General features: G+C 70.8%; 26 protein-coding genes and 1 pseudogene. 18 read left to right on the top strand and 9 right to left on the bottom strand.

What is annotated here, in order from left to right:
• The first annotated feature begins 34 nt into the window (after positions 1 to 34).
• From M2157_RS00590 to M2157_RS00580, 3 genes are read left to right on the top strand one after another with little or no spacing between them, the layout of a single operon-like run.
• Positions 35 to 1,354, top strand: a complete 1,320-nt coding sequence (locus M2157_RS00590; RefSeq protein WP_280859786.1) for a cytochrome P450 — start codon at positions 35 to 37, stop codon at positions 1,352 to 1,354.
• Positions 1,351 to 1,539 carry a ferredoxin gene (locus M2157_RS00585; protein ID WP_266447669.1) on the top strand — a complete coding sequence of 63 codons (189 nt, stop codon included), beginning with the start codon at positions 1,351 to 1,353 and terminating at the stop codon, positions 1,537 to 1,539. The genes M2157_RS00590 and M2157_RS00585 overlap by 4 nt, the downstream gene beginning before the upstream one ends.
• A gap of 50 nt (positions 1,540 to 1,589) precedes the next feature.
• Positions 1,590 to 1,901 (top strand): DUF1330 domain-containing protein, encoded by a 312-nt coding sequence (locus M2157_RS00580; RefSeq protein WP_280864012.1) that lies wholly within the window; start codon positions 1,590 to 1,592, stop codon positions 1,899 to 1,901.
• Between the two features lie 63 nt (positions 1,902 to 1,964).
• Here M2157_RS00580 and M2157_RS00575 read toward each other — a convergent pair whose 3' ends face one another.
• Positions 1,965 to 2,708, bottom strand: coding sequence for an enoyl-CoA hydratase/isomerase family protein (locus tag M2157_RS00575; protein WP_280864011.1), 744 nt, complete (start codon positions 2,706 to 2,708; stop codon positions 1,965 to 1,967).
• A 205-nt stretch (positions 2,709 to 2,913) separates the two neighbouring features.
• Between M2157_RS00575 and M2157_RS00570 the strand changes: the two genes are divergently transcribed.
• From M2157_RS00570 to M2157_RS49055, 6 genes and pseudogenes are all read left to right on the top strand, one after another.
• A complete protein-coding gene (locus M2157_RS00570) occupies positions 2,914 to 4,509 on the top strand; it encodes an AMP-binding protein (RefSeq protein WP_280864010.1) in 1,596 nt (531 codons plus the stop codon).
• A 38-nt stretch (positions 4,510 to 4,547) separates the two neighbouring features.
• Positions 4,548 to 5,729, top strand: coding sequence for an amidohydrolase family protein (locus tag M2157_RS00565; protein ID WP_280864009.1), 1,182 nt, complete (start codon positions 4,548 to 4,550; stop codon positions 5,727 to 5,729).
• Positions 5,726 to 7,204 carry a FadD3 family acyl-CoA ligase gene (locus M2157_RS00560; protein ID WP_280864008.1) on the top strand — a complete coding sequence of 493 codons (1,479 nt, stop codon included), beginning with the start codon at positions 5,726 to 5,728 and terminating at the stop codon, positions 7,202 to 7,204. The genes M2157_RS00565 and M2157_RS00560 overlap by 4 nt, the downstream gene beginning before the upstream one ends.
• Complete coding sequence (locus tag M2157_RS00555; RefSeq protein WP_280859780.1) at positions 7,201 to 7,470, top strand: chorismate mutase; 270 nt, start codon at positions 7,201 to 7,203, stop codon at positions 7,468 to 7,470. Before M2157_RS00560 ends, M2157_RS00555 begins: the two co-directional genes overlap by 4 nt.
• Positions 7,470 to 8,636 (top strand): acyl-CoA dehydrogenase family protein, encoded by a 1,167-nt coding sequence (locus M2157_RS00550; RefSeq protein WP_280864007.1) that lies wholly within the window; start codon positions 7,470 to 7,472, stop codon positions 8,634 to 8,636. Before M2157_RS00555 ends, M2157_RS00550 begins: the two co-directional genes overlap by 1 nt.
• Before the next feature lie 79 nt (positions 8,637 to 8,715).
• Positions 8,716 to 8,967: pseudogene (locus M2157_RS49055) on the top strand (hypothetical protein); the annotation flags it as partial.
• Positions 8,968 to 9,101: 134 nt separating this feature from the next.
• On the opposite strand, the gene M2157_RS00540 reads toward M2157_RS49055, so the two are convergent.
• Positions 9,102 to 10,130 carry a ferredoxin--NADP reductase gene (locus tag M2157_RS00540; RefSeq protein ID WP_280864006.1) on the bottom strand — a complete coding sequence of 343 codons (1,029 nt, stop codon included), beginning with the start codon at positions 10,128 to 10,130 and terminating at the stop codon, positions 9,102 to 9,104.
• Between the two features lie 76 nt (positions 10,131 to 10,206).
• On the opposite strand from M2157_RS00540, the gene M2157_RS00535 reads away from it, so the two are divergent.
• From M2157_RS00535 to M2157_RS00510, 6 genes are all read left to right on the top strand, one after another.
• Positions 10,207 to 11,631, top strand: a complete 1,425-nt coding sequence (locus M2157_RS00535) for an AMP-binding protein (protein WP_280864005.1) — start codon at positions 10,207 to 10,209, stop codon at positions 11,629 to 11,631.
• Positions 11,609 to 12,514 carry an acyl-CoA dehydrogenase family protein gene (locus tag M2157_RS00530; RefSeq protein WP_280864004.1) on the top strand — a complete coding sequence of 302 codons (906 nt, stop codon included), beginning with the start codon at positions 11,609 to 11,611 and terminating at the stop codon, positions 12,512 to 12,514. The genes M2157_RS00535 and M2157_RS00530 overlap by 23 nt, the downstream gene beginning before the upstream one ends.
• Positions 12,501 to 13,598 (top strand): acyl-CoA dehydrogenase family protein, encoded by a 1,098-nt coding sequence (locus tag M2157_RS00525; protein ID WP_280864003.1) that lies wholly within the window; start codon positions 12,501 to 12,503, stop codon positions 13,596 to 13,598. The genes M2157_RS00530 and M2157_RS00525 overlap by 14 nt, the downstream gene beginning before the upstream one ends.
• A gap of 79 nt (positions 13,599 to 13,677) precedes the next feature.
• Positions 13,678 to 14,457, top strand: a complete 780-nt coding sequence (locus M2157_RS00520) for an enoyl-CoA hydratase/isomerase family protein (RefSeq protein ID WP_280864002.1) — start codon at positions 13,678 to 13,680, stop codon at positions 14,455 to 14,457.
• 5 nt (positions 14,458 to 14,462) lie between these two features.
• Entirely contained in the window at positions 14,463 to 15,365 is a 903-nt protein-coding gene (locus M2157_RS00515; RefSeq protein WP_280864001.1) for an LLM class F420-dependent oxidoreductase, read from the top strand.
• A gap of 17 nt (positions 15,366 to 15,382) precedes the next feature.
• On the top strand, positions 15,383 to 16,246 hold the full coding sequence (locus tag M2157_RS00510) for an SDR family oxidoreductase (protein WP_280864000.1): 864 nt from the start codon (positions 15,383 to 15,385) through the stop codon (positions 16,244 to 16,246).
• Positions 16,247 to 16,264: 18 nt separating this feature from the next.
• On the opposite strand, the gene mftD is transcribed toward M2157_RS00510, so the two are convergent.
• From mftD to mftA, 6 genes are read right to left on the bottom strand one after another with little or no spacing between them, the layout of a single operon-like run.
• Positions 16,265 to 17,455, bottom strand: a complete 1,191-nt coding sequence (gene mftD / locus M2157_RS00505) for a pre-mycofactocin synthase MftD (protein ID WP_280863999.1) — start codon at positions 17,453 to 17,455, stop codon at positions 16,265 to 16,267.
• Between the two features lie 50 nt (positions 17,456 to 17,505).
• Positions 17,506 to 18,330, bottom strand: coding sequence for a mycofactocin-coupled SDR family oxidoreductase (locus M2157_RS00500; RefSeq protein WP_280863998.1), 825 nt, complete (start codon positions 18,328 to 18,330; stop codon positions 17,506 to 17,508).
• Complete coding sequence (gene mftE / locus M2157_RS00495) at positions 18,327 to 19,037, bottom strand: mycofactocin biosynthesis peptidyl-dipeptidase MftE (protein ID WP_280863997.1); 711 nt, start codon at positions 19,035 to 19,037, stop codon at positions 18,327 to 18,329. The genes M2157_RS00500 and mftE overlap by 4 nt, the downstream gene beginning before the upstream one ends.
• Positions 19,038 to 19,040: 3 nt before the next feature.
• Entirely contained in the window at positions 19,041 to 20,234 is a 1,194-nt protein-coding gene (mftC, locus tag M2157_RS00490; protein WP_280863996.1) for a mycofactocin radical SAM maturase, read from the bottom strand.
• Complete coding sequence (gene mftB / locus M2157_RS00485; RefSeq protein ID WP_280863995.1) at positions 20,231 to 20,551, bottom strand: mycofactocin biosynthesis chaperone MftB; 321 nt, start codon at positions 20,549 to 20,551, stop codon at positions 20,231 to 20,233. Before mftB ends, mftC begins: the two co-directional genes overlap by 4 nt.
• Entirely contained in the window at positions 20,541 to 20,690 is a 150-nt protein-coding gene (gene mftA, locus M2157_RS00480) for a mycofactocin precursor MftA (protein ID WP_280863994.1), read from the bottom strand. The genes mftB and mftA overlap by 11 nt, the downstream gene beginning before the upstream one ends.
• A 93-nt stretch (positions 20,691 to 20,783) precedes the next feature.
• Here mftA and mftR point away from each other — a divergent pair, with 93 nt between their 5' ends.
• On the top strand, positions 20,784 to 21,428 hold the full coding sequence (gene mftR / locus M2157_RS00475; protein WP_280863993.1) for a mycofactocin system transcriptional regulator: 645 nt from the start codon (positions 20,784 to 20,786) through the stop codon (positions 21,426 to 21,428).
• 56 nt (positions 21,429 to 21,484) lie between these two features.
• Here mftR and M2157_RS00470 read toward each other — a convergent pair whose 3' ends face one another.
• On the bottom strand, positions 21,485 to 22,252 hold the full coding sequence (locus tag M2157_RS00470; RefSeq protein WP_280859760.1) for an SDR family NAD(P)-dependent oxidoreductase: 768 nt from the start codon (positions 22,250 to 22,252) through the stop codon (positions 21,485 to 21,487).
• A gap of 78 nt (positions 22,253 to 22,330) precedes the next feature.
• Between M2157_RS00470 and M2157_RS00465 the strand changes: the two genes are divergently transcribed.
• Together M2157_RS00465 and M2157_RS00460 are read left to right on the top strand one after the other, a co-directional pair.
• On the top strand, positions 22,331 to 23,848 hold the full coding sequence (locus M2157_RS00465) for a fatty acid--CoA ligase family protein (protein ID WP_280863992.1): 1,518 nt from the start codon (positions 22,331 to 22,333) through the stop codon (positions 23,846 to 23,848).
• Positions 23,841 to 24,980 carry a thiolase family protein gene (locus M2157_RS00460; RefSeq protein WP_280859758.1) on the top strand — a complete coding sequence of 380 codons (1,140 nt, stop codon included), beginning with the start codon at positions 23,841 to 23,843 and terminating at the stop codon, positions 24,978 to 24,980. Before M2157_RS00465 ends, M2157_RS00460 begins: the two co-directional genes overlap by 8 nt.
• The last annotated feature ends 31 nt before the right edge of the window (positions 24,981 to 25,011 follow it).

The following is a 25,011-nucleotide window of genomic DNA, read 5'->3' as shown; positions in this document are numbered from 1 at the left end:
CCGGGTAACGCCGATGAAGGGAGCCGTGCCGGCAGTGACGGACGATGAGACGGACTTCGAGGCAGTGGACTTCTTCCGTGACGAGAGCGTCGTCGCGGACCCGTACCCCTATTTCGACGCACTCCGCGCGCGCTGTCCGGTGCAGCGCGAGAGTCACCACGACGTGGTCATGGTGACCGGCTACGACGAGGCCGTACGGATCTACAACGACACCGAGGCGTTCTCCGCGTGCAACGCGGTGAGTGGGCCGTTCCCCGGATTCCCGGTGCCGCTCGAGGGCGACGACGTCAGCGGGCTCATCGAGGCGCACCGCGACGAGCTGCCGATGAGCGACCAGCTGCCGACTCTCGACCCGCCGGTGCACACCGACCACCGGGCGCTCCTGATGCGGCTGATCACGCCGAAGCGGCTGAAGGAGAACGAGGAGGCCATGTGGCGCCTCGCCGACGGACTGCTCGACGATTTCCTGGAGGGCGAGGGCGTTGCAGTCCCGGGTGAGTTCGTCAGCGGGTTCGCCGGTCCCTTCACCTTTCTCGTCATCGCGGATCTGCTCGGCGTACCGGAAGGCGACCGGGCGGAGATCGCCGCCCTGCTGCGGCACGGTCCGGCGGACGGCGGCGGTATCGGCAGCACCGGAGAGGACACCCTGGACCGCAACCCGCTGGGGCACCTGTACGAGCGCGTCGCGCGCTACATCGAGGACCGGCGCCGTGCGCCGCGCGAGGACGTCCTCACGGGCCTGGCCACCGCCACCTTCCCCGACGGCAGGCTGCCCGAGGTCGCGGACGTCGTGCGGGTCGCCGCGAACCTGTTCGCGGCGGGTCAGGAGACCACGGTGCGCCTGCTCGGCTCCGCACTCAAGCTCATCGCCGAACAGCCGCAACTGCAGGCCGAGTTGAGGGAGCACCGTGACCGGGTGCCGCTCTTCGTCGAGGAGGTGCTGCGCACCGAGAGCCCGGTGAAGGGCGACTTCCGGCTCACCCGCGTACCCGTCACGGTCGGCGGCGTCGGTCTGCCCGCGGGCACCACGGTGATGCTCCTCAACAGCGCAGCGAACCGCGACCCACGCCAGTTCGACGACCCCGCCGCGTTCGATCCCGCGCGCCCCGGAGTCCGCCGCCACATCGCCTTCGGTCGCGGACCGCACACCTGCCCGGGAGCACCGCTGGCCCGCGCGGAAGCCCGGGTGGCCATCGAACGGCTCCTCGACCGCACCACCGACATCCGGCTCTCCGAGGACCACCACGGCCCCGCGGGCGCGCGCCGCTTCCACTACGTACCGACCTTCATGTTGCGCGGACTGACCAGGCTGTTCCTGCAGTTCACGCTCGCGCCCCCGCAGGAGGCCGCGTGAAGGCGAGCGTCGACGACGAGCGTTGCCGGGGCCACGGCATCTGTGAGCTCGCCTGCCCGGAGGTGTTCACCCTCACCGATGACGGCTATGCCGAGGCGCGTGAGGGCGAGCTGCCGGCCGGGACGGAGGCGGGCGTGAAGACGGCGGCCGGGTCCTGCCCCGAGCGCGCCATCACGGTGACCTGACGGTCCGCCTGCAATTCCCTTACCTTCCCCCGTACGAAGAGAGGCCCCGTATGCCCAAGGGCTATGTCATCGTCACCGAGGCCATCAAGGACCAGGCCGGAATGGATGCCTACGGCCGTGCGGCGGCGCCGTCCATGGCCGAGGCGGGCGCACGCGTCCTCGCGGTCGACGCGAGCCCGCAGGTCCTGGAGGGCCAGTGGCACGAAGGGCGCACCGTCCTCGTGGAGTTCCCTTCCGTGGAGGCTGCCCAGGCCTGGTACGAGTCCGCCGCGTATGCCGAGGCGAAGGTGCTGCGGCTGGCCGCGGCCGACTGCAACGGCGTGCTGCTCGCGGGGTTCGAGATGCCGCCGCGCCAGGGCTGACCCTGCCGCATCCGCCCTGCCCTCTCGCATGGTTTCCCCGGGCAGGGCGATGGCGTGCCGCGCTCAGGGGCGGCGGCGCAGCACCTGTTCCGCGGCCTCCCAGTGCTCGTCCGCCACCCACAGCTCGGCGAACGCGTCCACGGCCTCCTGCGCGGAGACACCGCGGACCACGCGCTTGATGCTCGCCGCGGGACGAGTGGCCAGCGACGCCGCCAACTGGCGCCAGCCGTCGGCGAATTCGGCTCGCGGCAGCACCAAGTCGACGAGCCCCAGCCGCTCGGCCTCGCCCGCGTCCAGGATCCGCCCCGTCCCGGCCAGCAGCAGCGCTCGTCCCGGTCCGACGAGCGTCGCCAGCCGTTCCGCGCCGCCCCACGCCGGCATGATCTCCAGGCTGACCTGGTTGAACCCGATCCGTATGCCCTCCGCGGCCACCCGGATGTCGGCCGCCATCGCGATCTCGGCGCCGCCGCCGAGGGCGTGCCCGTTGAGCGCGGCGATCACCGGCGCGGGGAAGTCCGCGATCCGATCGCAGACGCCGCGCATCCGCCGGGCCATCTCGGCGGCCTCCTCATGAGTGCGCAGGGCCGCGAGCTCCTTGAGGTCGCCGCCGGAGACGAACGCGCGGTCTCCCGCCCCCGTGACGACCAGCGCCCGCGCCCCTTCGGCCGCATCCAGGGTCTTCTCCAACTCGCCCATGGTGTCCAGGGAGATGGCGTTGCGGGTGTGTGGGCGGTTGATCGTGACGACCGCGACCGCGCCGTACAGCTCCAGCTCGACCGTCGCGACCGCGCCGTCCAGCTCGACCATGCGGAACCTCCGTACCTGTGGCGTCGTGGATATTGGCATTCTCAGTAAGCGGAAATAGCATATCCGGCGCAGGGGCGGGTCGGTCCAGGGGGAAGATCCGACCGCCCGGGCCACGCGGGCGGCGCCCTGCCCGCACTCCCGCACCGCCCGCCCATCGTGCCCCGGCCCGAGATCCGGCCGCCAAGTCGTCAGGGGAGCGTTCGCCATGCCTGCCACGGTGCCGTCAGAGCTGTCGTACACCTTCCGTGAGATCCCGCCGGAGCTGGTCGCCCGCTACGAGGCGGAGGGCTGGTGGACCCGCGACACCATCGGTGACCTCCTGAGTCGGGGGCTCGCCTTCGCTCACGACGTCGCCTTCCGCGTGCATTCGCAAGTCCGGCCGTACGAGGGCACGTTCGCCGACGTCGAGCGCATCGCACGGAGGCTGGCGGCGGGGCTGCGCGCTCGCGGAGTCGTCCCCGGCGACCGGATCGTGCTGCAGCTGCCGAACTGGATGGAGGCCGCGGCCGTCTTCTGGGCCTCCGCGTTCCTGGGTGCCGTCGTGGTCCCCGTCGTCCACTTCTACGGGCGCAAGGAACTGAGCTACATCCTCGACGCCACCCGCCCCAAGGTCTTCGTGACCGCCGAGAAGTTCGGCCGTCTGAGCTTCGACCCGGAGGTCTGCACGGACGTGCCCGTCGTGGGTGTGGTGGGGCGTGACTTCGACGACCTGCTGGCCGGCGAACCCCTGACGGGCACCGCCGCCGTGGACCCGGACGCGCCCGCACTGATCGCCTTCACCTCGGGAACCACCCGTGATCCCAAGGGGGTTGTACACAGCCACCGCACGCTCGGCTTCGAGACGCGACAGCTGGCCGACCTGTATCCGGCCGACCGCGGCGACCAGCTGACCGCCGCACCCCTCGGGCACTTCATCGGCATGATCAACGCGCTGCTCATCCAGGTGCTCGACGGTATGCCGGTCAACCTGACCGACGTCTGGGACCCGGGGCAGGCGCTGCGCCTGATCCGCGAGGAAGGGCTCGCGGTCGGAGGGGGAGCCGCGTACTACATGTCGAGCCTGCTCGACCACCCGGACTTCACCGCCGCCGACGCCGCCCGCCTGCCGTACGCGGGCCTTGGCGGCGCCGCGGTCCCCTCGCCCGTCACCACGCGCCTGGAGGCCCTCGGCATCACGGTGTTCCGCTCGTACGGATCCACCGAACACCCCTCGGCCACCGCCACCCGGGTCAGCGCGCCGGCCGCCAAGCGCCTGCACACGGACGGCGATCCGATGCCGGGTGTGGAGGTGTGCCTGGCCGACGACGGGGAGATCCTCACCCGCGGCCCCGACCTCTGCCTCGGGTACACCGACCCGGAGTTGACGGCGACCGTGTTCGACGCGGAGGGCTGGTACCACACCGGCGACATCGGCGTGATCGATGACGACGGCTACCTCACCATCGTCGACCGCAAGGCGGACGTCATCATCCGCGGCGGCGAGAACATCAGCGCCGTCGAGCTCGAGGAAGTGCTCCTCGGCCTCGCGGCCGTCGCCGAAACGGCCGTCGTCGCCGCGCCCGACGCACGCCTGGGCGAGCACGCCGCCGCGTTCGTGCGCCTGCGCCCCGGCCATGCGCTCCCTTCACTCGACGAGGTGCGCGCTCACCTCCAAGGTGCCGGTCTGGCACGGCAGAAGTGGCCCGAGGAACTGCACGCCGTCGAGGACTTCCCGCGCACGGCGAGTGGCAAGGTCAAGAAGTTCGTGCTCCGTGCGGAACTCTCGGCGAAGGCGCGCGAGGACATTGCGGCGGAAGGTTGATGAGAATAGCATTCTCGTAATCAGTGAAGGAGGATCTCATGCCCTCGCGCGAGCTGCCGTATCCGCTCTTCGACGCGGACAACCACCTCTACGAGACCGAGGAGGCCCTCACCAGGTACCTGCCGGAGCAGTACGCGGGGGCGATCCGGTACGTCCAGGTCGACGGCCGGACGAAGATCGCCGTCCGGGGTCAGATCAGCGAGTACATCCCCAACCCCACCTTCGAGGTCGTCGCGCGGCCCGGTGCCATGGAGGAGTACTTCAAGGTCGGCAACCCCACCGGCAAGACCCGCCGGGAGATATTCGGCGAACCCATGCGCGCGATCCCGGCCTTCCGTGAACCCGGCCCGCGCTTGGAGCTGATGGACGAACTCGGCATCCAGCGCAGCCTGATGTTCCCGACCCTCGCGAGCCTGATCGAGGAGCGGATGAAGGACGACCCGGAGCTGATCCACACCGTAATCCATGCGCTCAACCAGTGGCTGCACGAGACCTGGTCCTTCAACTACGAGGACCGCATCTTCACCGTCCCGGTCATCACCCTCCCGTTCGTCGACAAGGCGATCGAGGAGCTGGAATGGGTGGTGGAGCGAGGTGCCCGGGCCATCCTGGTCCGTCCCGCGCCCGTGCCCGGCCCCGGCGGCATCACCCGCTCGTTCGCCCTGCCGGAGTTCGACCCGTTCTGGGAGCGGGTGGTCCACCACGACCTGCTCGTCACCCTGCACTCCTCCGACAGCGGCTACTCGGACTACGCCAACGACTGGGAAGGCAACCAGCGGGAGTTCCTGCCCTTCAAGCCCAACGCCTTCCGGCAGATCAACGAGTGGCGGCCGATTGAGGACGCCGTCTCGTCCCTGATCTGCCACGGCGCGCTGAGCCGCTTCCCGGCGCTCAAGGTCGCCGTCATCGAGAACGGCGCGTCCTGGGTCGAGCCGCTGCTCGACCGCCTGGCCGACGTGTACAAGAAGATGCCGCACGAGTTCCAGGAGAACCCGGTCGACGTCTTCAAGCGCCACATCCACATCAGCCCCTTCTGGGAGGAGGACATGGCCGCGCTCGGCGACCTCATCGGCATCGAGCGGGTCCTGTTCGGCTCCGACTACCCGCACCCGGAGGGCCTCGCCGACCCGGTGACCTACGTCGACCACCTGGCGAAGCTGAGCGACGAGGACAAGGCCAAGGTCATGGGCGGCAACCTGGCCCGCCTGCTCGGCGTATGAACACCGCGGACGCGGCGGGATGGGCGAGTTGGGGCACCATCCCGCGGATGGCGCTCAGCGCCGCCGAACGCTTCGGTGACGCCGAGGCGGTCGTGGACGGCTCCACGCGCCTGACCTTCACCGAACTCGCCGAGCGCATCCGCAGGGCCGCCGGGGCGTATGCCTCGGCAGGCGTCGGCACGGGCGACCGCGTGGCCGTCTGGGCGCCCAACTCGGCCGCGTGGATCGTGGCCGCGCTCGGCGCGGTCACCGCGGGCGGCGTCCTGGTGCCGGTCAACACCCGGCTGCAGGGCCAGGAGGCCGCCGACATCATCGGGCGCAGCGGCGCGAAGCTCGTACTCGTCCAACAGGGCTTCCTCGGGCGTGAGTTCACCGCACCGGACGGCATCCCGGTGATCGACCTCCGCTCGGACTTCCTGGCGAGCGGAACACCGTACGACCGCGCATCCCGCCCCGATGACATCGCCGACGTCATCTACACCTCGGGCACCACGGGCCGCCCCAAGGGCGTGCTGATGACGCACCGGCAGACGCTGCGCCTGTACGAGGAGTGGTGCCACCTCGCCGATCTGCGCGAGGGAGACCGGTATCTGGCCGTCAACCCGTTCTTCCACACGTTCGGCTACAAGGCCGGGATCATCGCCTCGCTGATCCGCGGCGCCACGATCCTCCCCGTGCCGGTCTTCGACGTGGACCGGGTGGTGGAGCTGGTCCAGCGGGAGAAGATCACGATGCTGCCCGGGCCGCCGACCCTCTACCACTCGCTCCTCGAAGTGGCCGGCAAAGGCAACGACTTGTCCTCGCTGCGGGCCGCCGTGACGGGAGCCGCCGACATTCCCGTGGAGCTCATCCGGCGCGTGCGTACGCAGCTGCCCTTCCGGTCGATCATGACCGGGTACGGGCTGACCGAGGCCGGTACCGTCACCGCCTCACGCCCCGGCGACTCCTTCGAGTCCATCGCCACCACCGTCGGCACCCCGTGCGACGGCGTCGAAGTGCGCATCGCCGAGGACGGCGAGGTCCTGGTGCGCGGCTACAGCGTCATGCAGGGCTACCTCGACGACCCGGCGGCCACCGCCGAGGCCGTCGACACCGACGGCTGGCTGCACACCGGCGACCTCGGCACGCTCGACGCGGACGGACGGCTGCGGATCGTCGGCCGCAAGAAGGACATGTTCATCGTCGGCGGATTCAACGCCTACCCCGCCGAGATCGAAGGCTTCCTCCTCGAGCATCCCGCGGTCGCACAGGCCGCTGTCATCGGGGTGCCGGACAAGCGCCTCGGCCAGGTGGGCAAGGCGTTCGTCGTCACGCGTTCCCCCGTATCGCAGGAGGACCTGATCGCCTGGAGCCGGGAGCGGATGGCCGGGTACAAGGTGCCCAGATCCGTGGAGTTCCGGACCGAGCTGCCACTGAACGGGACCGGGAAGGTCATGAAGGACCAGCTGCACATCGCCAAGGGAGAACCGCAGTGACGACACACGTGGTCGAGACGACCGGGCGCGGCCATGCCTGTGCCGACCTCGCCGAACTCGACGACCAGATCATCGCGCTGCTCGCCCGGCGCCGCGAGCTCGCTCAGGGACTGCCCATGCCCCCGGGTCCGCGCGCCGTCGATCCCGCCTACACCGGCGCCGTACGCGACACGACCCTGCGCTATGTCGACGGGCTCGGCAGCGGAGGCGAACTCGTGGCCCGGTCCGTGCTCGTGCTGTGCCATCCGGGCGGCGAGCGGGACTGATGGACCTCGAACTCGGCGAACAGCAACGGGACATCCAGGCGGCCGTCCGCGATCTGGCCCGCACCTTCGCTCCCGACTACTGGGCCGATCGCGACGAACGCGGCGAATTCCCCTGGGAGTTCTACGACGCCTTCGCGAAGGCGGGCTGGCTCGGCATCGCCGTCCCCGAGGAGTACGGGGGCGGCGGACTCGGCGTCCTGGAGGCCTCACTGCTCCTGGAGGAGGTCGCGGCATCGGGCGCCGGCATGAACGGCTGCTCCACCATGCACCTGACCATCTTCGGCCTCAACGTCCTGGCCAAGCACGGCAGCGAGGCACTCCGTCGTGCCGTACTGCCGCACGCGGCCACGGGCGAACTGCATGTGTGCTTCGGCGTCACGGAACCCGATGCGGGCACCGACACCACCCGCATCTCCACCTTCGCGCGCCGCGAAGGCGACCACTACATCGTCCACGGCCGCAAGGTGTGGATCACCAAGGCGGGCGACTCGCAGAAGATGGTGCTGCTCGCCCGTACGACCCCGCGCGATGAGGTGGCCAAGCCCACCCACGGTCTGTCGGTGTTCCTCGCGGACGTCGACCGCAACGCCATGGAGATCCGGCCCATCCCGAAGATGGGCCGCAACGCCGTGGCGTCGAACGAGATCCTGATCGACGGTCTGAAGGTCCCGGTCAGCGCACGGATCGGCGAGGAAGGGCAGGGATTCAGGTATCTCCTTGACGGCCTCAACCCCGAACGGATCCTTCTCGCCCACGAGGCCCTGGGCCTCGGCCGGGCCGCCCTCGACGTGGCGACCCGTTACGCGAGCGAACGGATCGTCTTCGAGCGGCCGATCGGCCAGAACCAGGGCATCGCCTTCCCGCTGGCCGAGGCCCTGACCCGCCTCGACGCGGCCCGGCTCATGGCCCGCAACGCCGCCTGGCGCTACGACCGCGGCCTGGACTGTGGACGCGAGGCCAACATGGCCAAGTTCCTGTGCGCGGACGCCGGCTTCCAGGCCGCGGACCGCGCCGTGCAGACGCTGGGCGGCATGGGATACGCCCGCGAGTACCACGTCGAGCGCTACTTCCGGGAGTCCCGGCTGCTTCGCCTCGCGCCCGTGAGCCAGGAGATGGTGCTCAACTACGTGTCCCAGCACGTGATGGGGCTGCCCCGGTCGTACTGAGGGTCAGGCCCGGACTCGCATCTGTCGCCGGTGTCAATGACTGCCGGTGTAATCGACCACGGAGTCGGTCCCGTCCACCGTGGTGTATGGCCTCCGACCTGACCCGCCCCGCCGACCTCCTGGCCGCAATGCCGTTCGCCAACGGACTGGGAATCGACCTCACCGAGGCGACCGCCGAGCACGCGAGCGGCACCCTGTCCTGGTCCTCCGACCTGTGCACGGCCGGCGCCACGCTCCACGGTGGTGTGCTGATGACTCCGGTGCCGACACTTCGAGTGTCGACTCCAAGACCCATTTCTTCCGCCCGGTCCGCGCGGGCACCGTTGAGGCAGTGGCCCGCCCTCTGCACATCGGGCGATCCTTCATCGTCGTGCAGACCGATGTGTTCGAGGTGCGAGAAGGGGTGCTGGTGGGCCAGACCACGCAGACTCAGACGGTGCGCACGCGCTGACTCCCGGGCGACGTTCACTCGTACTCGACTGTCACCGACGGAGTTTCGGGTACCCCCTGGCAGGTGAGCACATAGCCCTCCGCCACCTCGTCGTCCTCCAGAACGTCATTCACTCGCATGCGCACCGATCCTTCGGTGACCTTTGCCATGCACGTGGCACAGTTTCCGGCCTCGCAGGAGAACGGTGGGGTCAGGCCCGCTCGGCGGGCGGTCTGCAGAAGCGTCTCGCCGGGGTGGGCGGGTACCGCGACCCGTTGGTTGCCCAGGCGGATCGATATGGTCCCCGGCGCCGCGGCCGTCGGAGCCGGCGGGGCGGCCGTCGCGGTCGGAGGGGCGGCAGGAGCTGCCGCGCCGAACCGTTCGCTGAACAACTTTCCGCCGCCCGGAAGCGCCGACTCGACGAGTTCCATGAAGGGCTCGGGGCCGCACACGTACACGTCCGCGTCCCCGTCCGCTCCCACGAACTCCTTGACCCGGGCCTGATCCAACAGGCCCCGATCCGCGTCCAGATGACGTACGACTGTGAGCCTTCCGGGATAGCGCAGCACCAGCTCGTCGAGGGCCGAAGCGAAGATCATCGCGTCCCGCGAACGGTCGGCGCACAGCAGCCTGACGTTGCGCCGTGTACCGGCGAGTGCGCTCTTGGCCAGCGAGAACACGGGCGTGAGGCCGCTGCCGCCGGCGAATCCGAGCAGCGGAACCTCGATCTCGCGCAGGCAGAACCGCCCCCGGGGCTGGGTGAGTTCGAGCGTGTCGCCTTCGCGTGCGTGGTCGCCCAGCCAGTTCGAGACCTTGCCGCCCGGCACCCGCTTCACCGTGGTCATCAGCTCGCCGTCCGTCTCCGGCGCACTCGACATCGAGTACGAGCGCAGCAGGTGCCGCCCGTCCACCTGCACGCGGAACGTGCAGAACTGCCCTGCACGGTAGGAGAAATCGCCACTGTGCGGACGGAGCGTGTACGTGGTGGTGTCGGCGGTTTCCCGGACGATCCGGGTGATCGTCGCGCGGTGGAAGGCAGCAGGCGCGGGCGAGGGGGTCGGCACGGGCGGCCTCCTTCTGGTATGAAAGTTCTATCTCTTTGAGAATAACGTTCTCGCAGTCGAGATGGGAGCCTCTCACATGCAGACGTCCGGCGCGCAGGATGAGGCGGCCCTGGCCTTCGAGGAGGAGACGTACAGCCGAGGCCGGCTCGAGTCCCTCGCCGACTCCCTCGCCGCGACCCTGGTACGCCGAGGGGTGCGCGCGGGGGAGCGGGTGGCGCTCATGTCCTCGAACCGGCCCGAGTTCGTGGTGGCCGTCCATGCCGTGTGGAAGGCGGGAGCCGCGGTCGTCCTCATCAGCCCGGCGTGGAAGAGGACCGAGGTCGAGCATGTCCTGGCGGTCACCCGCCCCGCCGACGCGCTCGGCGACCAGCAGGTGCTCGCCGACCTGATGCCCATGCTGCACCTGGACGAGGTGACGCTTACCGGTGACGGCGCGGGGACGTTCTCCCCGCCCGATCCGGCCGCCGATGCCGTCCTCGTCTTCAGCTCGGGCACGACCGGACTGCCGAAGGCCGTACGCCACACCCATGCGTCGTTCGCCGCGGCGACAAGGCACTGGACGGACGCCCTCCAACTCACCGGGCAGGACCGCCTCCAGGTGACCACCCCGCCCTCGCACATCCTCGGCCTGCTCAACATCGAGACGGCGCTCGCCGCCGGTGCATGGGTGCGGCTGCATCGCCGCTTCGATCTGAACCGGGTCCTCGAACGGATCGAGAAGGACCGGATCACCGTCGAGATGGCCGTCGCGCCGATCGCCCTGGCGATGGCGAGGCACCCGGACCTGGAGTCGTACGACCTGTCCTCGCTGCGGTTCATCATGTGGGGCGCGACACCCGTGACGGCCGGCGTCGCCGAGGAGGTCACCCGCCGTACGGGGGTCGGCTGGGTGCCCGCCTACGGGGCGAGCGAACTGCCCGTCATCGCCTGCAATCCCCTTCAGGGCGCACGGCTCGACAGTGTGGGGCGGCCGGTGCCGGGCGTGCGGGTGCGGGTCACCGACCTGGAGACGGGACGCGTCCTCGGGGTCGGCGAGACCGGCGAGATCGAGCTCAAGTCGCCGTCCTTGATGGCGGGTTACCTGCCCGCCGACGCGACCCGCGAGGCCTTCCGGGGCGGCTGGTACCGCACCGGTGACGTCGGGCGCGTGGACAGCGACGGCTGGCTGTACCTCACGGACCGTTCCAAGGAGATGATCAAAGTCCAGGGGTTCCAGGTCGCGCCGGCCGAGGTCGAAGGCGTGCTCCTCGGCCATCAGGCCGTGTCCGACTGCGCCGTCTACGGCGTATCCGGCGATGAGGGTTCGGAGTCCGTGATCGCCGCCGTCTCCACGCGCGCACCGGTGACGGCGGGCGACCTGATCGCCTACGTCGGCGAACGCCTGGCCACCTACAAACGGCCGCACGAGGTCGTGTTCGTGGACGAGATACCCCGCCTTCCGTCAGGGAAGGTCCTGCGCCGAGTCCTGAAGGAGCGTCATGGACGCACGGCTGACCAGTGAGCAGCAGTGGCTGAAGGAGGCGGCAGGGAAGCTGTCCGCGGACCTCGGACCGGGCTCGGTCCTCGACCTGGACGACGAAGCGCGCCTCGCCCGCCTGGAGAAGGCCGTCGCCGACACGGGCTGGCGCCGGCTGCGCTCGGACGACGCCACCGGTGTCGAAGTCGCCCTGGTCGCCGAGGAGTTCGGGCGCGGACTGATCGACGTGCCCTACCTCGGTCCGGTGCTCGCCGACGAACTGCTCCCGGCCGCCGCGGAGGACCGCACCGCCTGGACGCTCGCGGTGAACGGCGAGGCCGTCGACGCGCGGGGGATGCGACGCGCGGTCGAGCTACGGGAGACCATCCCCTTCGCGGGCGCACTGGGGGACCCCATACGCACCGCCGATCTCACGCGCGCACGCAGCGAACTCATCGGCGAACCGGAGCCGCTGCCCGCGCTCACCGAAGAGCGGGCCGCCCGCTTCCACGCCCTCGCACTCGTCGCGACCTCCGCCGACCTGCTCGGAGCCGCCCGCGGAGCGCACGCGCTGGCTTGCGAGTACGCCAAGATCCGCGAACAGTACGGACAGTCCATCGGCTCCTACCAGGCCGTGTCGCACCCGCTCGCCGAGGGCCTCGCCCTGATCGAGGGCTCCACCAGCGTGCTGCGGTACGCGGCCTGGGCCGTCGACGCGACCGGCCCGGAGGAGGCCCTGCGATCCGCCCGTATCGCGAAGGTCTACTGCGCACGCGCCGCGCGCACCGTATGCGAGACCGCGATCCAGGTGCACGGCGGCATCGGCAACACCTGGGAGTGCCTTGCCCATGTGTATCTGCGGCGCGTGCTCACGTCGAGCGAGCTGTTCCCCGTACGCCTGGAGGAGATCGACCTTGGACTATCGTGACGCACCCGAAGAGGCCGCGTTCCGCGGCCGGTTGCGGACCTGGCTGGCGGACAACGCCGCGAGGTTCCCCGCCTCCGGCTCCGGCGAGGACTACTGGGCACGGCAGGGCGACTGGCACCAGGCCCTGTACGCCGGCGGGTTCTTCGGCCTGACCTGGCCGCGCGCGTACGGCGGCCACGAGCTGCCCCCGGTGTACGACGTGATCCTCGACGAGGAACTCGCCCGCGCCGGAGCCCGCCCGCGCCCCAGCCTCGGCTATCTCGTCCAGGGCCTGGGGCGGCACGGCAGCGAGGAACTGCGCCGCCGGTTCCTGCCCGGCATGATCGACGGAACGCAACGCTGGTGCCAGGGCTTCAGCGAACCCGGAGCAGGCTCCGACCTCGCCTCCCTCACCACCACGGCCACGCGCGAGGGCGACACGTACCTCCTCGACGGCCACAAGATCTGGACCAGCTACTCGGACGTCGCCGACTGGTGCCTGATGCTGGCCCGCACCGATCCGGACGTTCCGCGGCACAAGGGCATCTCGGCCTTCATCGTCGACATGCATCAAGGAGGCATCCAGCAGCGGCCGTTGAAGATGATCAACGGGGTGACGAGCGAGTTCGGACAGCTCGTCATCGACGGCGCGCGGGTCCCCGCGGACCGCATGGTCGGCGCCCCCGGCGAGGGCTGGGCCCTCGCCATGACCGTGGTCGGCCACGAGCGCGAACCCGCCGAACTCGGCTTCACCGCCCGCTACGGCAAGCTCGTGCGCGACCTCGCCCGGCGCGCACCGGAGACCGAGCCGTCCGACGAACTGCGCTGGGCGGCCGTCCAGGCCGAGATGCTCCGGCTCCACCTGCGCCGCCGCCTGTCCGAACGACTCGACGGGGTCCACCACGGACCCGAGGGCTCCCTCGACAAACTCCTGATGACCTGGGTCGAACAGGACGTCGGCCACGCGGCGCTCGCCGTCGGCGGCACCCGCGACCCGGTGCTGTTCGCCGAGTACCTCTACAGCCGTTCCCAGAGCGTCATGGGCGGCACCTCGCAGATCCAGAAGAACATCATCGCCCGCCGGATCCTGGGACTTGGAGGCTGATATGACCGACTCGACTTGGAGGCTGACATGACCGGCTCGGCCTGGAGGGTGACTTGCCCTGTTGGACCTGGAGGTTGACATGACCGGCCCGCTGTACGATCTGCCGCCGGAGATCGACGTACGCGCCGAGGGCCCGCTGCGTGTGATCACCCTCAACCGGCCCGACGCCCTCAACGCCGTCAACGACGCCCTGCACACCGGACTCGCCCGACTGTGGCCGCAGTTGAGCGAGGACCACGACGCGCGCGCCGCCGTGCTCACCGGCAGCGGACGCGCGTTCTCCGCCGGAGGCGACCTCACCTACCTGGACCAGCTGAGCAAGGACCCCGAACTGCGCACGCGCACCATCGCCCACGGCCGCGACCTCGTCCTCGGCATGGCGCGCTGCCGCGTCCCGGTGGTCGCCGCCGTCAACGGCCCCGCGGTCGGACTCGGGTGCAGCCTGATCGCGCTCAGCGACATCGCCTACCTTCACGAGAACGCCTATCTGGCCGACCCGCACGTCCAGATCGGCCTGGTCGCCGCCGACGGCGGCCCGCTCACCTGGCCGCTGCACACGAGCCTGATGTTCGCCAAGGAGTATGCCCTTACCGGCGCCCGGATCCGCGCCGACAAAGCCGTGGCGATGGGCCTCGCGAACCACGTCAGCGCGGATCCGCTCTCCGACGCCCTCGACTGCGCCAAGCGCATCGCGGGGCTGCCGCGGCAGGCCGTCGAGGCAACGAAGCGGCTGCTCAACTTGCACCTGGAACGCGCGGTCCTGGCCACCCTCGACTTCGCGACCACCGCCGAGTACCAGTCCTTCCAGACCGAGGACTTCCGACAGACGCTCGCCGGGCTCCTGGCGAAGGACGCCTGACCGCGATGCAGTTCATATTCCAGTACCCCGAGCCCCACGGCCCCGACGGCGACCTTCTGGCCGCCGGCCCGCTCGGCGAGGTGGCGCAGGTCGCCGAGCGGGCCGGATTCCACGGGTTCTCGCTGACCGAGCACCCTGCCCCCGGCTCACGGTGGCTGGCCTCCGGCGGGCATCAAACGCTGGACCCGTTCGTCGCGCTCGGCCATGTCGCCGCTGTGACCGAGCGGCTGCGCCTGCTCACCTATCTGTCCGTCGCCCCGTACCGCAATCCGTTCCTGCTGGCCAAGGCGGCGGCCACCCTCGACCGGCTCTCCGGTGGCCGGTTCACCCTCGGGCTCGGTGCGGGCTATCTGAAGGGTGAGTTCCACGCACTCGGCGTCGACTTCGACGAGCGCAACGCCCTCTTCGACGAGACGCTGGACGTGCTTCCGGGCTACTGGAGTGGTGAACCCTTCAGCTACGAAGGCCGCCACTTCAGCGCCCGCGATGTCGTCTGCCGCCCTCGTCCCGTCCAGTCACCGCTGCCGATCTGGGTGGGCGGCAACGCGCGGCTGACCCGGTGCCGAGTGGCCGAGCGCGCGCATGGCTGGATGCCACTGTCCGGAGGCGCTCAGCTGGCGCAGACGGCCCGTACGCCCGGGCTCGGCGGAGTGCCGGAACTCGCCCAGCTCGTAGCGGAGTTGTACGAGAACGCGGCCGCCGTGGGTCGTACGGATCCGATCGACATCGTGCACTCCTATCAGGACGAAGGCCTGACCACCCCGGCCGCCGAGCCCGACCGTCACCGGGAGGCGTTCGCCGAGCTGGCCAAGGCCGGGGTCACGTGGGTCGTCGTCTCCAGCGGGACCGACTCGGCCGGGGCCACCTTCGAATTCATCGACGCGTTCGGCGCCACGTATCTGAGGTGAAACGGAGAGGTGGACCCATGGGCTGGTTCGAGGAGCGCGCCGGCCTGGCCGGCACCGTGGCCGTGATCACGGGCGGGGCGGGCGGCCTGGGCGCCGCGATCACCCTTGACCTGGCGGCCTGCGGGGTACATACCGCCGTACTCGACATCGACCCGGCAGCGGCCGCAACCACGCGCCGGACGCTCGACGAGAACGGCCACGAAGCGATCGTCCGGCACGGCGACGCACGCGAACCGGAGGCTCTCACCGACTTGTTCGAGGCGGTCGACGAGCGATGGGGGCGCCTGGACACCCTGGTCAACGTCGTCGGCGGCACCTTCCGTGCCGCTTTCACGGACACGTCACCGAAGGGCTGGGACGCGCTCCTGCGCGCCAACCTTCTGCATGTCCTGCACGCCTGCTCCCTCGCCGTACCCCGGATGCGGGACGGCGGACGCGGCGGCAGCATCGTCAACCTGACAACCGTCGAGGCGCACCGCGCCGCGCCCGGATTCGCCGTCTACGCGGCGGCGAAGGCGGCCGTGGAGCAGTTCGCGCGCACGCTCGCGGTCGAGGAAGCACCGTACGGGATACGCGTAAACAACGTCGCCCCGGATCTCACGCCCACCCCACGGCTCTCCCAACTTGCCTCGGCTGGAGGTGTGTTGGCCGACACGGCCGGTGTGCGGGCCGCGATCCCCATGGGCCGGGTGGGCCAAGTGGACGACGTCTCGGGATGCGTCGTCTTCCTCGCCTCACGCCTGTCCTCGTACGTCACCGGCACGACCCTGCACCCCGACGGCGGGACGTACGCGTCGTCGGGGTGGTTCAACTGGCCGGGGCAGGGCTGGGCGAACCACGTCCCGGCGGGCCTGCTCGAGCGGGACGAGCCGCAGGGCTGAGCGGCGGAGCACCGCGCGTCACTGCTCTGCGCCGAGCCTGCGCACAAAGCCCTCCGGTACGAGCACATCCTCGCGCCCGAGTTCCCGTACCGACGCGCGCCCGAGCCCGAGCAGAGCCGAGTCGATGCCGGAGCGCAGGATGTCGAGCACGTTCTCCACGCCGGCCTGACCGTTCGCGGCGAGGCCCCACAGATACGCGCGGCCGATCATCACCGCCCGCGCGCCGAGCGCGAGCGCCTTGACCACGTCGGCGCCGCGCCGCACACCCCCGTCGAGCACGATCTCCACCTCGTCCCCGACCGCTTCGGCCACCGCCGGCAGGGCGCGGATCGCGGCAGGAGTGCCGTCGAGGTTGTTGCCGCCGTGGTTGGAGACGGACAGGGCGGTGACGCCCGCGTCGGCGGCACGTTTGGCGTCGTCGATGCGGGTGATGCCCTTGAGCATGAAGGGGGCGTCCCACTGCTTGACCAGCCAGGCCACGTCCTCCCAGGTGGGCGGCGGGGTCTGTATCCACTCGCCGTACGCGCCGAAGAATCCCGGCACTTCGGCGCCCGGGCCCTGCGTCATGTTCGGCACGGACAGTTCGGGCAGCCTGCGGGCCTTCGCGTAGGCGGCCAGCCAGCGCGGGTGGGTGAGGGCCTGGGGCGCGTACCGGATCATCGTGCGTACGTCGATCCGCTCGGGGATCGACGGGCTGCCCCAGTCGCGGCCCTGTGAGAACGACCAGTCCAGGGTGAGGATCAGGCCCGCCGCACCGGCGGCGCGGGCGCGCTCCATGCGGTGCAGGATCTGCTCGCGGGTGCCGGACCAGTAGATCTGGAAGAACGTCCGCGGGTTCGCCGCCACCACGTCCTCGACGGGCTGAGACGCGAACGAACTCAGACCGAGCGCCGTGCCGCGGGCCGCCGCCGCGCGGGCGACGGCCAGCTCCCCGTCGGGGTGCACGGCCTGGACTCCCGTGGGCGAGCAGATGACCGGCAGGGCGAGTTCCTGTCCCATGACCGAGGTCGTCAGATCGCGCTGCGCGGCGAGGCCTGCCACATGCGGGGCGAAGCCCAGTTCACCGAACGCTGCCTGGTTGTCCTTGAGGGTGAGTCCGCCTTCGGAACCTCCGATCAGCGCGCCGTACACGGCGGGCGGCAGTCGGCGGCGGGTGCGTCGCTGCGCCTCGGCGACCGTCTCGAACCAGGGGTTGCCGAGCAGGGCCATGAGGAGTCCCTTCTACGTGTGCATGGATGTGCTGGGGTGGTGACTGGGTCTCAGAGGGCGAGCCCCGCGTCGACCGGGACGACCGCCCCGGTCATGCCGCTGCTGCCGGGCCCGGCGAGGAACGCGAGGACCTCGGCCACTTCGGCCGGCTCGAGGAGTCGGCCCATGGGTTGCTGGGCGGCGAACGCCTCACAGTTCGGCAGGTCGTACAGGCGGGCGCTTTCGGTGAGGATCGGGGTGGCCGTGGAGCCCGGGCTGACGGCGTTGGCGGTCACGCCGGTGCCGGCCAACTCCACGCCCAGGGCACGGATCAGACCCGCCACACCCGCCTTGGCCGCGCAGTAGGCGGCCAGCATCGGCAGACCTCGCGTGGCCGCGGCCGACGCCACCGCGAGGAAGCGGCCCTGCCGGGGTTCGGGCCTGCGCAGCAGTGCGGGCAGCGCGGCCCGGGCGAGGTTCAGGACGCCGCCCAGGTCGATGTCGAGCACCGCGCGTTCCTGCGCGGGCGGCACCTCCCACAGCGGTACGCCGCCCGCGATGACACCCGCGCAGGCGATCGCCGCGTCGAGTCCGCCCCAGTACCGCTCGGCTTCGGACACGGCCTTCGCGAGAGCCGCAGGATCGCGTACGTCGGCGACGAAGGGCCGCACGCGTTCGGGTGCGCCCGCCCGCGCCACCACGGCGTCGAGCTCCGCCTTGGTGGCCATCGGGTACGGCAGATCGGGGTCGTCGCAGGCCAGATCGACCGCGAGTACGGACCAGCCGCGGGCGGCGAGCGCCAGGGCCGTGGCGGCGCCGATCCCACGTCCGGCCCCGGTGACGAGTGCGACGCGGGGCTTCGTACCCGTATCGCTCGTCCTGTGTGTCCGGCTCACGGTGCCACCGCCTGCCGCCCGGCGCGCCAGCGCGAGACCTGAGCGACGAGCTGGTCGGTCGACTCCCGCAGCAGTGCAGCGCCTTCAGCCACCGTGGCACCTGCCGGATCCCCCAGAACCCCGTTCGCGCTCGCCGCACGCACGCCTCCCGCCCGCAGCGTCGGCATCAGTTCCGCCAACGGGCGGGTGTTGCCCGCGGCGGCCTCACGCATCCGCAGACGGCTCGGGTGCAGGGCGAGCTGCAGCGACGTCTCCGTGCGCCCGGCGTGTGCGTCACCGCCGCGCCATGACGGCAGGAAGACGGCGACATCACGCGCTTCGGCCCGCAATCGGGCCACGGCCCGGACCACCGGTTCGGCGTTGCCGCCGTGCGCCGAGACGAGCAGCACGTGCTCGAAGGTGTCGGTGGCGCTGCGTACCAGCTCGACCAGGAGCAGTTCGAGCGCCTCCTGCCCGATGGACAGCGTTCCGGGGAACCCTGCGTGCTCGCCGCTGGAGCCGTACGGGACGCAGGGCGCCACCAGTACGTCATCCCGCGCCCGAGCCAGGCGTTCGCACAGGGCGAGCGCGATATCCGCGTCCGTGGACAGCGGCAGATGCGGGCCGTGCTGTTCGGTGGATCCGACCGGCACGGCGAGCAGAGCGCCCGCGGCGACGTGCCGCTGCACCTCGGGCCAGGTCAGGTCCGACAGCTGCCGTACGGGCATGACTCACGGCTCCGGTACGAACCCGGCGAGCGGGCTCTCGTCGCAGGCCCGGTCGGGGGCGCTCGGCCGCTCGGGGCGGCGGCCGATCGTCACCGGGACCGGACGCGAACGGTGCGAATGGTCCTGGGAAGGGCGCGGCACCGCGCTCGCCGGCGCCACCTGCCCGTGCCCCTTGACGCACTCGGGATCCGGCCCGTCAAGGGGCAGCCCTGTGAAGAACTTCGCCGCCATACAGCCGCCGCGGCAGGAGTCGTACGCGGAGCAGGACGTGCACGCCCCACCGGACTGGGGGCTGCGCAGTTCCTCGAACAACTCGGAGTGCTGCCAGACCTGTTGGAAGCCGCCGGGCGAGCGGACGTTGCCGGCGAGGAAGTTCTCGTGGATCGCGAACGGGCAGGCGTACACATCGCCGACAGGATCGATCAGGCACACCACGCGGCCCGCCCCGCACAGGTTCAGGCCGGGCAGGGCCCCGTCGCCGTAGCCGGACAGGTGGAAGAACGAGTCTCCGGTGAGTACCGACTCGCCATGGCTCAGGAGCCACTCGTACAGCTCGCGCTGCTGCTCGGGCAGCGGGTGCAGCTCGCCCCAGGTGTCCGCGCCACGGCCTGCGGGCCGCAGCCGGGTGATGCGCAGCTGGGCGCCGTACCGGTCGGCCAGCTCCTTGAACGCGTCGAGCTGGCCGATGTTGTGCCGGGTCATCACCACCGACAGCTTGAAACCCTCGAATCCGGCGTCGCGGAGGTGGGTCATCGCGCGCAGCGCGGTGTCGTACGAACCGGACCCGCGCACCGCGTCGTTGACCGCGGCGGTGGCCCCGTCGAGCGAGATCTGCACGTCGATGTAGTCGCTCGCGGCGAGCCGGCGAGCGGCCTCGGGGGTGATCCTGACGCCGTTGGTGGAGAACTTGACGCCGACGTGGTGGCGCGTCGCGTAGTCGATCAGCTCGAAGAAGTCGGGGCGGACGGTCGGTTCTCCGCCGCCGATGTTGACGTAGAAGACCTGCATGCGTTCCAGCTCGTCGATCACCGCCTTGCACTCGGCGGTGGTCAGCTCGCGCGGGTCGCGGCGGCCGGAGCTGGACAGGCAGTGCACGCACGCCAGGTTGCAGGCGTAGGTCAGCTCCCAGGTCAGGCAGATCGGGGCAGCGAGACCGTCCTCGAAGTGCTCGATGAGGGAGGCCGATGCGAGGCTCATGCGGGGGACCTCCCTTCGCTGCGGGGGCAGATCATGTCCGAGGCCGCGAGGCCATCCAAGGCGCGGGCGAACAGCGGCAGGTCCTGCTCGCTCACTCCCGCGGCGAGACAGGCCGAGCGGGCGCTGATCTCCTGGTCGAGTGTGCGGAGCACGTCGAGCAGAGTGCGGTTCTTCAGGAAGGAGAGCCGGCGCGTCCCGAAGTGGTAGAGCAGCGCGCCGAAGCGCTCGGGACGGATGGCCGCCCGGGGGTGCAGCCGCCAGGGGGCGTCGAGGTCGAAGGCGGGGCTTGTGCCGGCGCCCGCCGGGTCAGTAGACACCGCACATGCCGTCGATCGAGATCTCTTCGACCAGGACGTCCTCGGCCAGGGCTTCGGTGTAGTCGGCGGCTGCGGGGCCGTCCGGTCCGGTCTGTGCGGGGCGCTCGTCGCGGGTGAGCGTTTCGGGTTCGTAGGCCATGTCCGTGCTCCTCAGGAGGATGCGCGCAGTATTTTTGGCACACTGTGACGAATACTCGGAACCGTAACGTCACCCTGTGACATAATCAATACGATGGAGAGAAGTCGGGGCAGGGAAGAGCCGGTTGGCGCCAACGGGGAGCGGCCCCGCGGGCGTCCGCGCGGCACCAGTGCCCGCGCCCTCGACCTGATCGCGCTGCGTCTGTTCAGCGAACGCGGCTTCGACCGGGTCACGGTCGACGACATCGCCGCCGAGGCGGGCGTGACCCGGCGTACCTTCTTCCGCTACTTCGAGTCCAAGGCGGCCGTCCTGTGGCACGGCTGGGACACCGAAGTGGCCCGGCTGCAGCGGGCGTTGGACCGGATCGACGACGAGGTCCCGCTGATGCGGGCGGTGCGCCGGGCCGTCGTGGACGCCAACCGCACGCGCGGCGGCGACCCCGCCGAACTGCGCACCCGTATGACGCTGCTGACCGCCTCGGAGGCGCTGATGGCCAGCGCGGCGCCGCACTACGAGGCATGGGGCCGCACGATCAGCGAGTACGCCGCACGCCGGCTCGGCGTACCGGCCGACGCGCTCATCCCGCTGGCCGTGGGGCGCACCACCGTGGCGGCCTGCCGCGCCGCGTACGACTGCTGGCTGGCGCGGCCGGACAGTGATCTGACGGCTTGGCTCGACGAGGCGCTCGGGGCCCTGGGGGATGGGTTCGCTGCCCATGAGGGCGGCGCCCAAAGCTAGTTGCCCGCTTGCCCCCTCGCCCCCATGCCCGAGCCTGGCTGCACGGCCCGTTCGTCCTACTTGGGCGGGAAGCGCAGCGCCCCGTCCAGGCGGATCACCTCGCCGTTGAGGTAGTCGTTCTCGGCGATCTGCTGGACCAGCTGCGCGTACTCGGCCGGGTGGCCCATCCGCCTCGGATGCGGGACCTGTGGACCCCAGTACGCCTCCAGCTTGTCGCCTGCCTGCCCGTACGCGGGTGTGAGGAACGTGCCGGGAGCCACGGTGACGACACGGATGCCCAGCGGGGACAGGTCGCGGGCCGCGACCAAGGTCATGGCGACGACGCCGCCTTTCGCGGCGGCGTAGGGGAGTTGGCCGATCTGTCCCTCGTACGCGGCGATGGACGCGGTGTTGACGATGACGCCGCGCCCGGACTGTTCGTCCTGCGGTTCCTGGCGCGCCATCGCGGCGGCGGCGAGCCGCATCACGTTGAAGACGCCGGTCAGGTAGATGTCGACGGTGCGGCGGAAGCCGTCCAGGTCGAGCGGGGTGCCGTCCTTGCCGACCAGGCGGCCGCCGGAGGCCGGGCCGCCGTGCGCGTCGACCGAGATGCGCAGTTCTCCCAGAGCCTCGGCCTCGGCCAGTGCTGACTGCACGTCCGCCTCGCTGGTCGCGTCGGTGCGTATGTACCGCACCCCCAGCTCCTGTTCGAGGGCCTTGCCCTTCTCGTCGGAGAGGTCGGCCACAACGACTTTGGCGCCCGCTTCGTGCAGCCGGCGGACGGTGGCTTCCCCCAGGCCGCCCGCACCACCCACCACGACCGCGGAACTCCCGCTGATGCGCATACGTGCTCCCCACTCTTGAAAGTGCGGCTCTTGAATCGCGAGAATAGCACTCTCATGAATATCACCATGATCCTTGAAATGGCGGCTTCGGCCGACGGCGAGCGGCCTGCGGTGACGGCGGACGGCCACACCCTGACCGCCGGACAGCTACTGGAGCGCGCCCGGCGAGCGGCCGGGCGCTTCCGGGGCAGGCCGGCCGTTCTCTACCGCGGTGTCAATCAACTGGCCTATCCCGTGGCGCTGTTCGGTGCGGCGCTGGCAGGCGTGCCGTTCGTGCCGCTCAATTACCGGCTGGGGCATGAGCAGTTGGCGGAGATCGAAAGCCGGCATCCGGGTGCCTTGCTGCTGAGCTCCGAAGACCTCGACACGCTCACCGCGCCATCCGAGAACGAGGTTTCCACCATCGCGCTGGAACCCGAGTGGGACCCGGACGCGGTGGCGGTCATCCTCTACACCAGCGGCACGAGCGCCGCTCCCAAGGCCGCGCTGCTACGGCACCGGCATCTGCTTGCGTACATCCTCGGCACCCAGGAGTTCGGCTCGGCCGAGCCGGGCGACGCGGCGCTGGTCGCGGTCCCGCCGTACCACGTGGCAGGCCTGACCAACCTGCTCTCGAACCTCTATACCGGCCGTCAGGTCGTCTACCTGTCCGCCTTCGACGCGGGGGAGTGGCTGGCCACCGTACGCCGCGAAGGCGTCACCCACGCCATGCTCGTGCCGACCATGCTCGCCCGCGTCGTCGAGGCCGTGGAGGGTCCCGACGCGGGCACGCCGACCCTGCGCCACCTCGCGTACGGGGGTGCGCGCACCCCGCGCGTCGTTGTGGAGCGGGCCCTCGCACTCTTTCCGGAGACCGGTTTCGTCAACGCGTACGGCCTGACCGAGACGGCTTCGTCCGTCGCGGTGCTCGGCCCTGACGACCACCGCGCGGCCGTCGCCGCCGCCGAACCCTCCGTACGCGCACGCCTGTCGTCGGTGGGACGCGCCCTGCCGGGTGTCGAGATCGAGATCCGTGACAGTGCGGGGAAGGTGCTCGGCCCCGGCGGGACCGGGCTCGTGCACGTGCGCGGGGAGCAGATCTCCGGTGAGTACCAGGGGCGCAGTGTGCTGGACGAGGACGGCTGGTTCCCGACGCGGGACCGCGGGCGGCTCGATGCCGACGGCTATCTGTTCATCGAGGGGCGCGCCGACGACACCATCATCCGGGGCGGCGAGAACATCGCGCCCGAGGAGATCGAGGACGTGCTGCTCGCCCACCCCGGCATCCGCGAGGCGGCCGTGATCGGTGTCCCCGACGAGGAGTGGGGGCAGCGGATCGTCGCCTTCGTGGTCGGCGAGGGCGAGCCCGATGTCCTGCGAGGCTGGGTGCGTGAGCGGCTGCGTACCTCCAAGACGCCCGACACGATCGTCTTCCGCGCCGGACTGCCGCGCACCGACACCGGAAAGCTGCTGCGCCGCGTCCTGGTCACGGAGTTCACCGAGTCGGAGACCACACCTCTCGCCGACCCGGCAGAGCCGGCCGAAGCCCGCGGCCAGTCGGCCGAACCCCCCGCCCAGCCGGGCGACCACCCCGACCGAGAGGCCACCCATGCCTGAAGCCGTCATCGTCCGCGCCCTGCGCACCCCCATCGGCACCGCGGGCAAGGGCACCCTGCGGGACACCAGCGCCTACGACCTCGCTGACCACATCGTGTCCGCCGCGGCGAAGGGCCTCGACCCGGTCGGCGTCGACGACGTGGTCCTCGGGGAGGGCCTGTACGGCGGCGGGGTCATCGCCCGGCACGCCGCGCTGACCGCCGGCCTGACCTCGATACCCGGAGCGGCCGTCAACCGGCACTGCGCAGCGGGTCTCGCTGCCGTCGAACACGCTGCCGCGTCCATCCGGTCCGGCATGGACGAACTGGTGATCGCGGGAGGGGTCAACTCTGCCTCGACGGGGCCCCGTTCGCGGCGCCGCATGGACGGTGAGTGGAGCGACTGGTACCCGCCGACCCACCCCAACCGGCCGGACGCGCCCAACTTCGACATGTCGTACACCATCGGCTGGAACACGGCAGTGGCCGAGCAGATCAGCCGTGAGGACATGGACGCCTGGGCCCTGCGCTCGCACCGGAACGCCGTTCGCGCCATCGACGAGGGGCGTTTCGAGGCCGAGACCGTCCCGATCGGGACGCCGCACGGACTGTTCTCGGTCGATGAACACCCGCGCCGGGACACCTCCTTGGAGAAACTCGCCGCCCTCAAGCCGCTGCACCCGGAGATCGAAGGCTTCAGCATCACCGCAGGCAACGCCTGCGGCGGCAACGACGCGGCCGCGGCCCTCGTCGTCGCGAGCGACCGCCTCGGCCTGCCCGCACTCGCCACGGTACGCGCCTGGGCGTCCGTGGGTGTCGACCCCGCGGAGACCGGCATGGCGCCCGCCCTGGCCATCCCCAAAGCCCTTGCCAGGGCAGGGCTTTCCCTCGACGACGTCGACCTCTTCGAGATCAACGAGGCCTTCGCGTCGATGTGCGTGGCCGTCGTACGCCGCCTCGCCCTCGACCCCGACCGGGTGAACGTCAACGGCAGCGGCATCTCCCTGGGCCACCCGGTGGCCGCCACCGGCGCCCGGATGCTGGTGACGCTGGTGCATGAACTGCGGCGCCGGGGTGGGGGAGTGGGCGTTGCCGCCATGTGCGCGGGCGGGGGGATGGCGTCGGCGATGGTGGTCGAGGTGGCGGGGCGGTGAGCCGGGTGGAAGACGGACCGCGGCGGGACGG

Source organism: Streptomyces sp. SAI-127 (assembly GCF_029894425.1).
Classification (GTDB): Bacteria; Actinomycetota; Actinomycetes; order Streptomycetales; family Streptomycetaceae; genus Streptomyces.
This window is presented reverse-complemented; position numbering and strand designations above follow the sequence as displayed.

Coding starts and splice junctions, on each gene's coding strand:
- M2157_RS00580 (WP_280864012.1), top strand. CDS start 1,590: ATGCCCAAGGGCTATGTCATCGTCACCGAGGCCATCAAGGACCAGGCC.
- M2157_RS00575 (WP_280864011.1), bottom strand. CDS start 2,708: ATGGTCGAGCTGGACGGCGCGGTCGCGACGGTCGAGCTGGAGCTGTAC.
- M2157_RS00570 (WP_280864010.1), top strand. CDS start 2,914: ATGCCTGCCACGGTGCCGTCAGAGCTGTCGTACACCTTCCGTGAGATC.
- M2157_RS00565 (WP_280864009.1), top strand. CDS start 4,548: ATGCCCTCGCGCGAGCTGCCGTATCCGCTCTTCGACGCGGACAACCAC.
- M2157_RS00560 (WP_280864008.1), top strand. CDS start 5,726: ATGAACACCGCGGACGCGGCGGGATGGGCGAGTTGGGGCACCATCCCG.
- M2157_RS00550 (WP_280864007.1), top strand. CDS start 7,470: ATGGACCTCGAACTCGGCGAACAGCAACGGGACATCCAGGCGGCCGTC.
- M2157_RS00535 (WP_280864005.1), top strand. CDS start 10,207: ATGCAGACGTCCGGCGCGCAGGATGAGGCGGCCCTGGCCTTCGAGGAG.
- M2157_RS00530 (WP_280864004.1), top strand. CDS start 11,609: ATGGACGCACGGCTGACCAGTGAGCAGCAGTGGCTGAAGGAGGCGGCA.
- M2157_RS00520 (WP_280864002.1), top strand. CDS start 13,678: ATGACCGGCCCGCTGTACGATCTGCCGCCGGAGATCGACGTACGCGCC.
- M2157_RS00515 (WP_280864001.1), top strand. CDS start 14,463: ATGCAGTTCATATTCCAGTACCCCGAGCCCCACGGCCCCGACGGCGAC.
- M2157_RS00510 (WP_280864000.1), top strand. CDS start 15,383: ATGGGCTGGTTCGAGGAGCGCGCCGGCCTGGCCGGCACCGTGGCCGTG.
- mftD (WP_280863999.1), bottom strand. CDS start 17,455: ATGGCCCTGCTCGGCAACCCCTGGTTCGAGACGGTCGCCGAGGCGCAG.
- mftE (WP_280863997.1), bottom strand. CDS start 19,037: ATGCCCGTACGGCAGCTGTCGGACCTGACCTGGCCCGAGGTGCAGCGG.
- mftC (WP_280863996.1), bottom strand. CDS start 20,234: ATGAGCCTCGCATCGGCCTCCCTCATCGAGCACTTCGAGGACGGTCTC.
- mftA (WP_280863994.1), bottom strand. CDS start 20,690: ATGGCCTACGAACCCGAAACGCTCACCCGCGACGAGCGCCCCGCACAG.
- mftR (WP_280863993.1), top strand. CDS start 20,784: ATGGAGAGAAGTCGGGGCAGGGAAGAGCCGGTTGGCGCCAACGGGGAG.
- M2157_RS00470 (WP_280859760.1), bottom strand. CDS start 22,252: ATGCGCATCAGCGGGAGTTCCGCGGTCGTGGTGGGTGGTGCGGGCGGC.
- M2157_RS00465 (WP_280863992.1), top strand. CDS start 22,331: ATGGCGGCTTCGGCCGACGGCGAGCGGCCTGCGGTGACGGCGGACGGC.
- M2157_RS00460 (WP_280859758.1), top strand. CDS start 23,841: ATGCCTGAAGCCGTCATCGTCCGCGCCCTGCGCACCCCCATCGGCACC.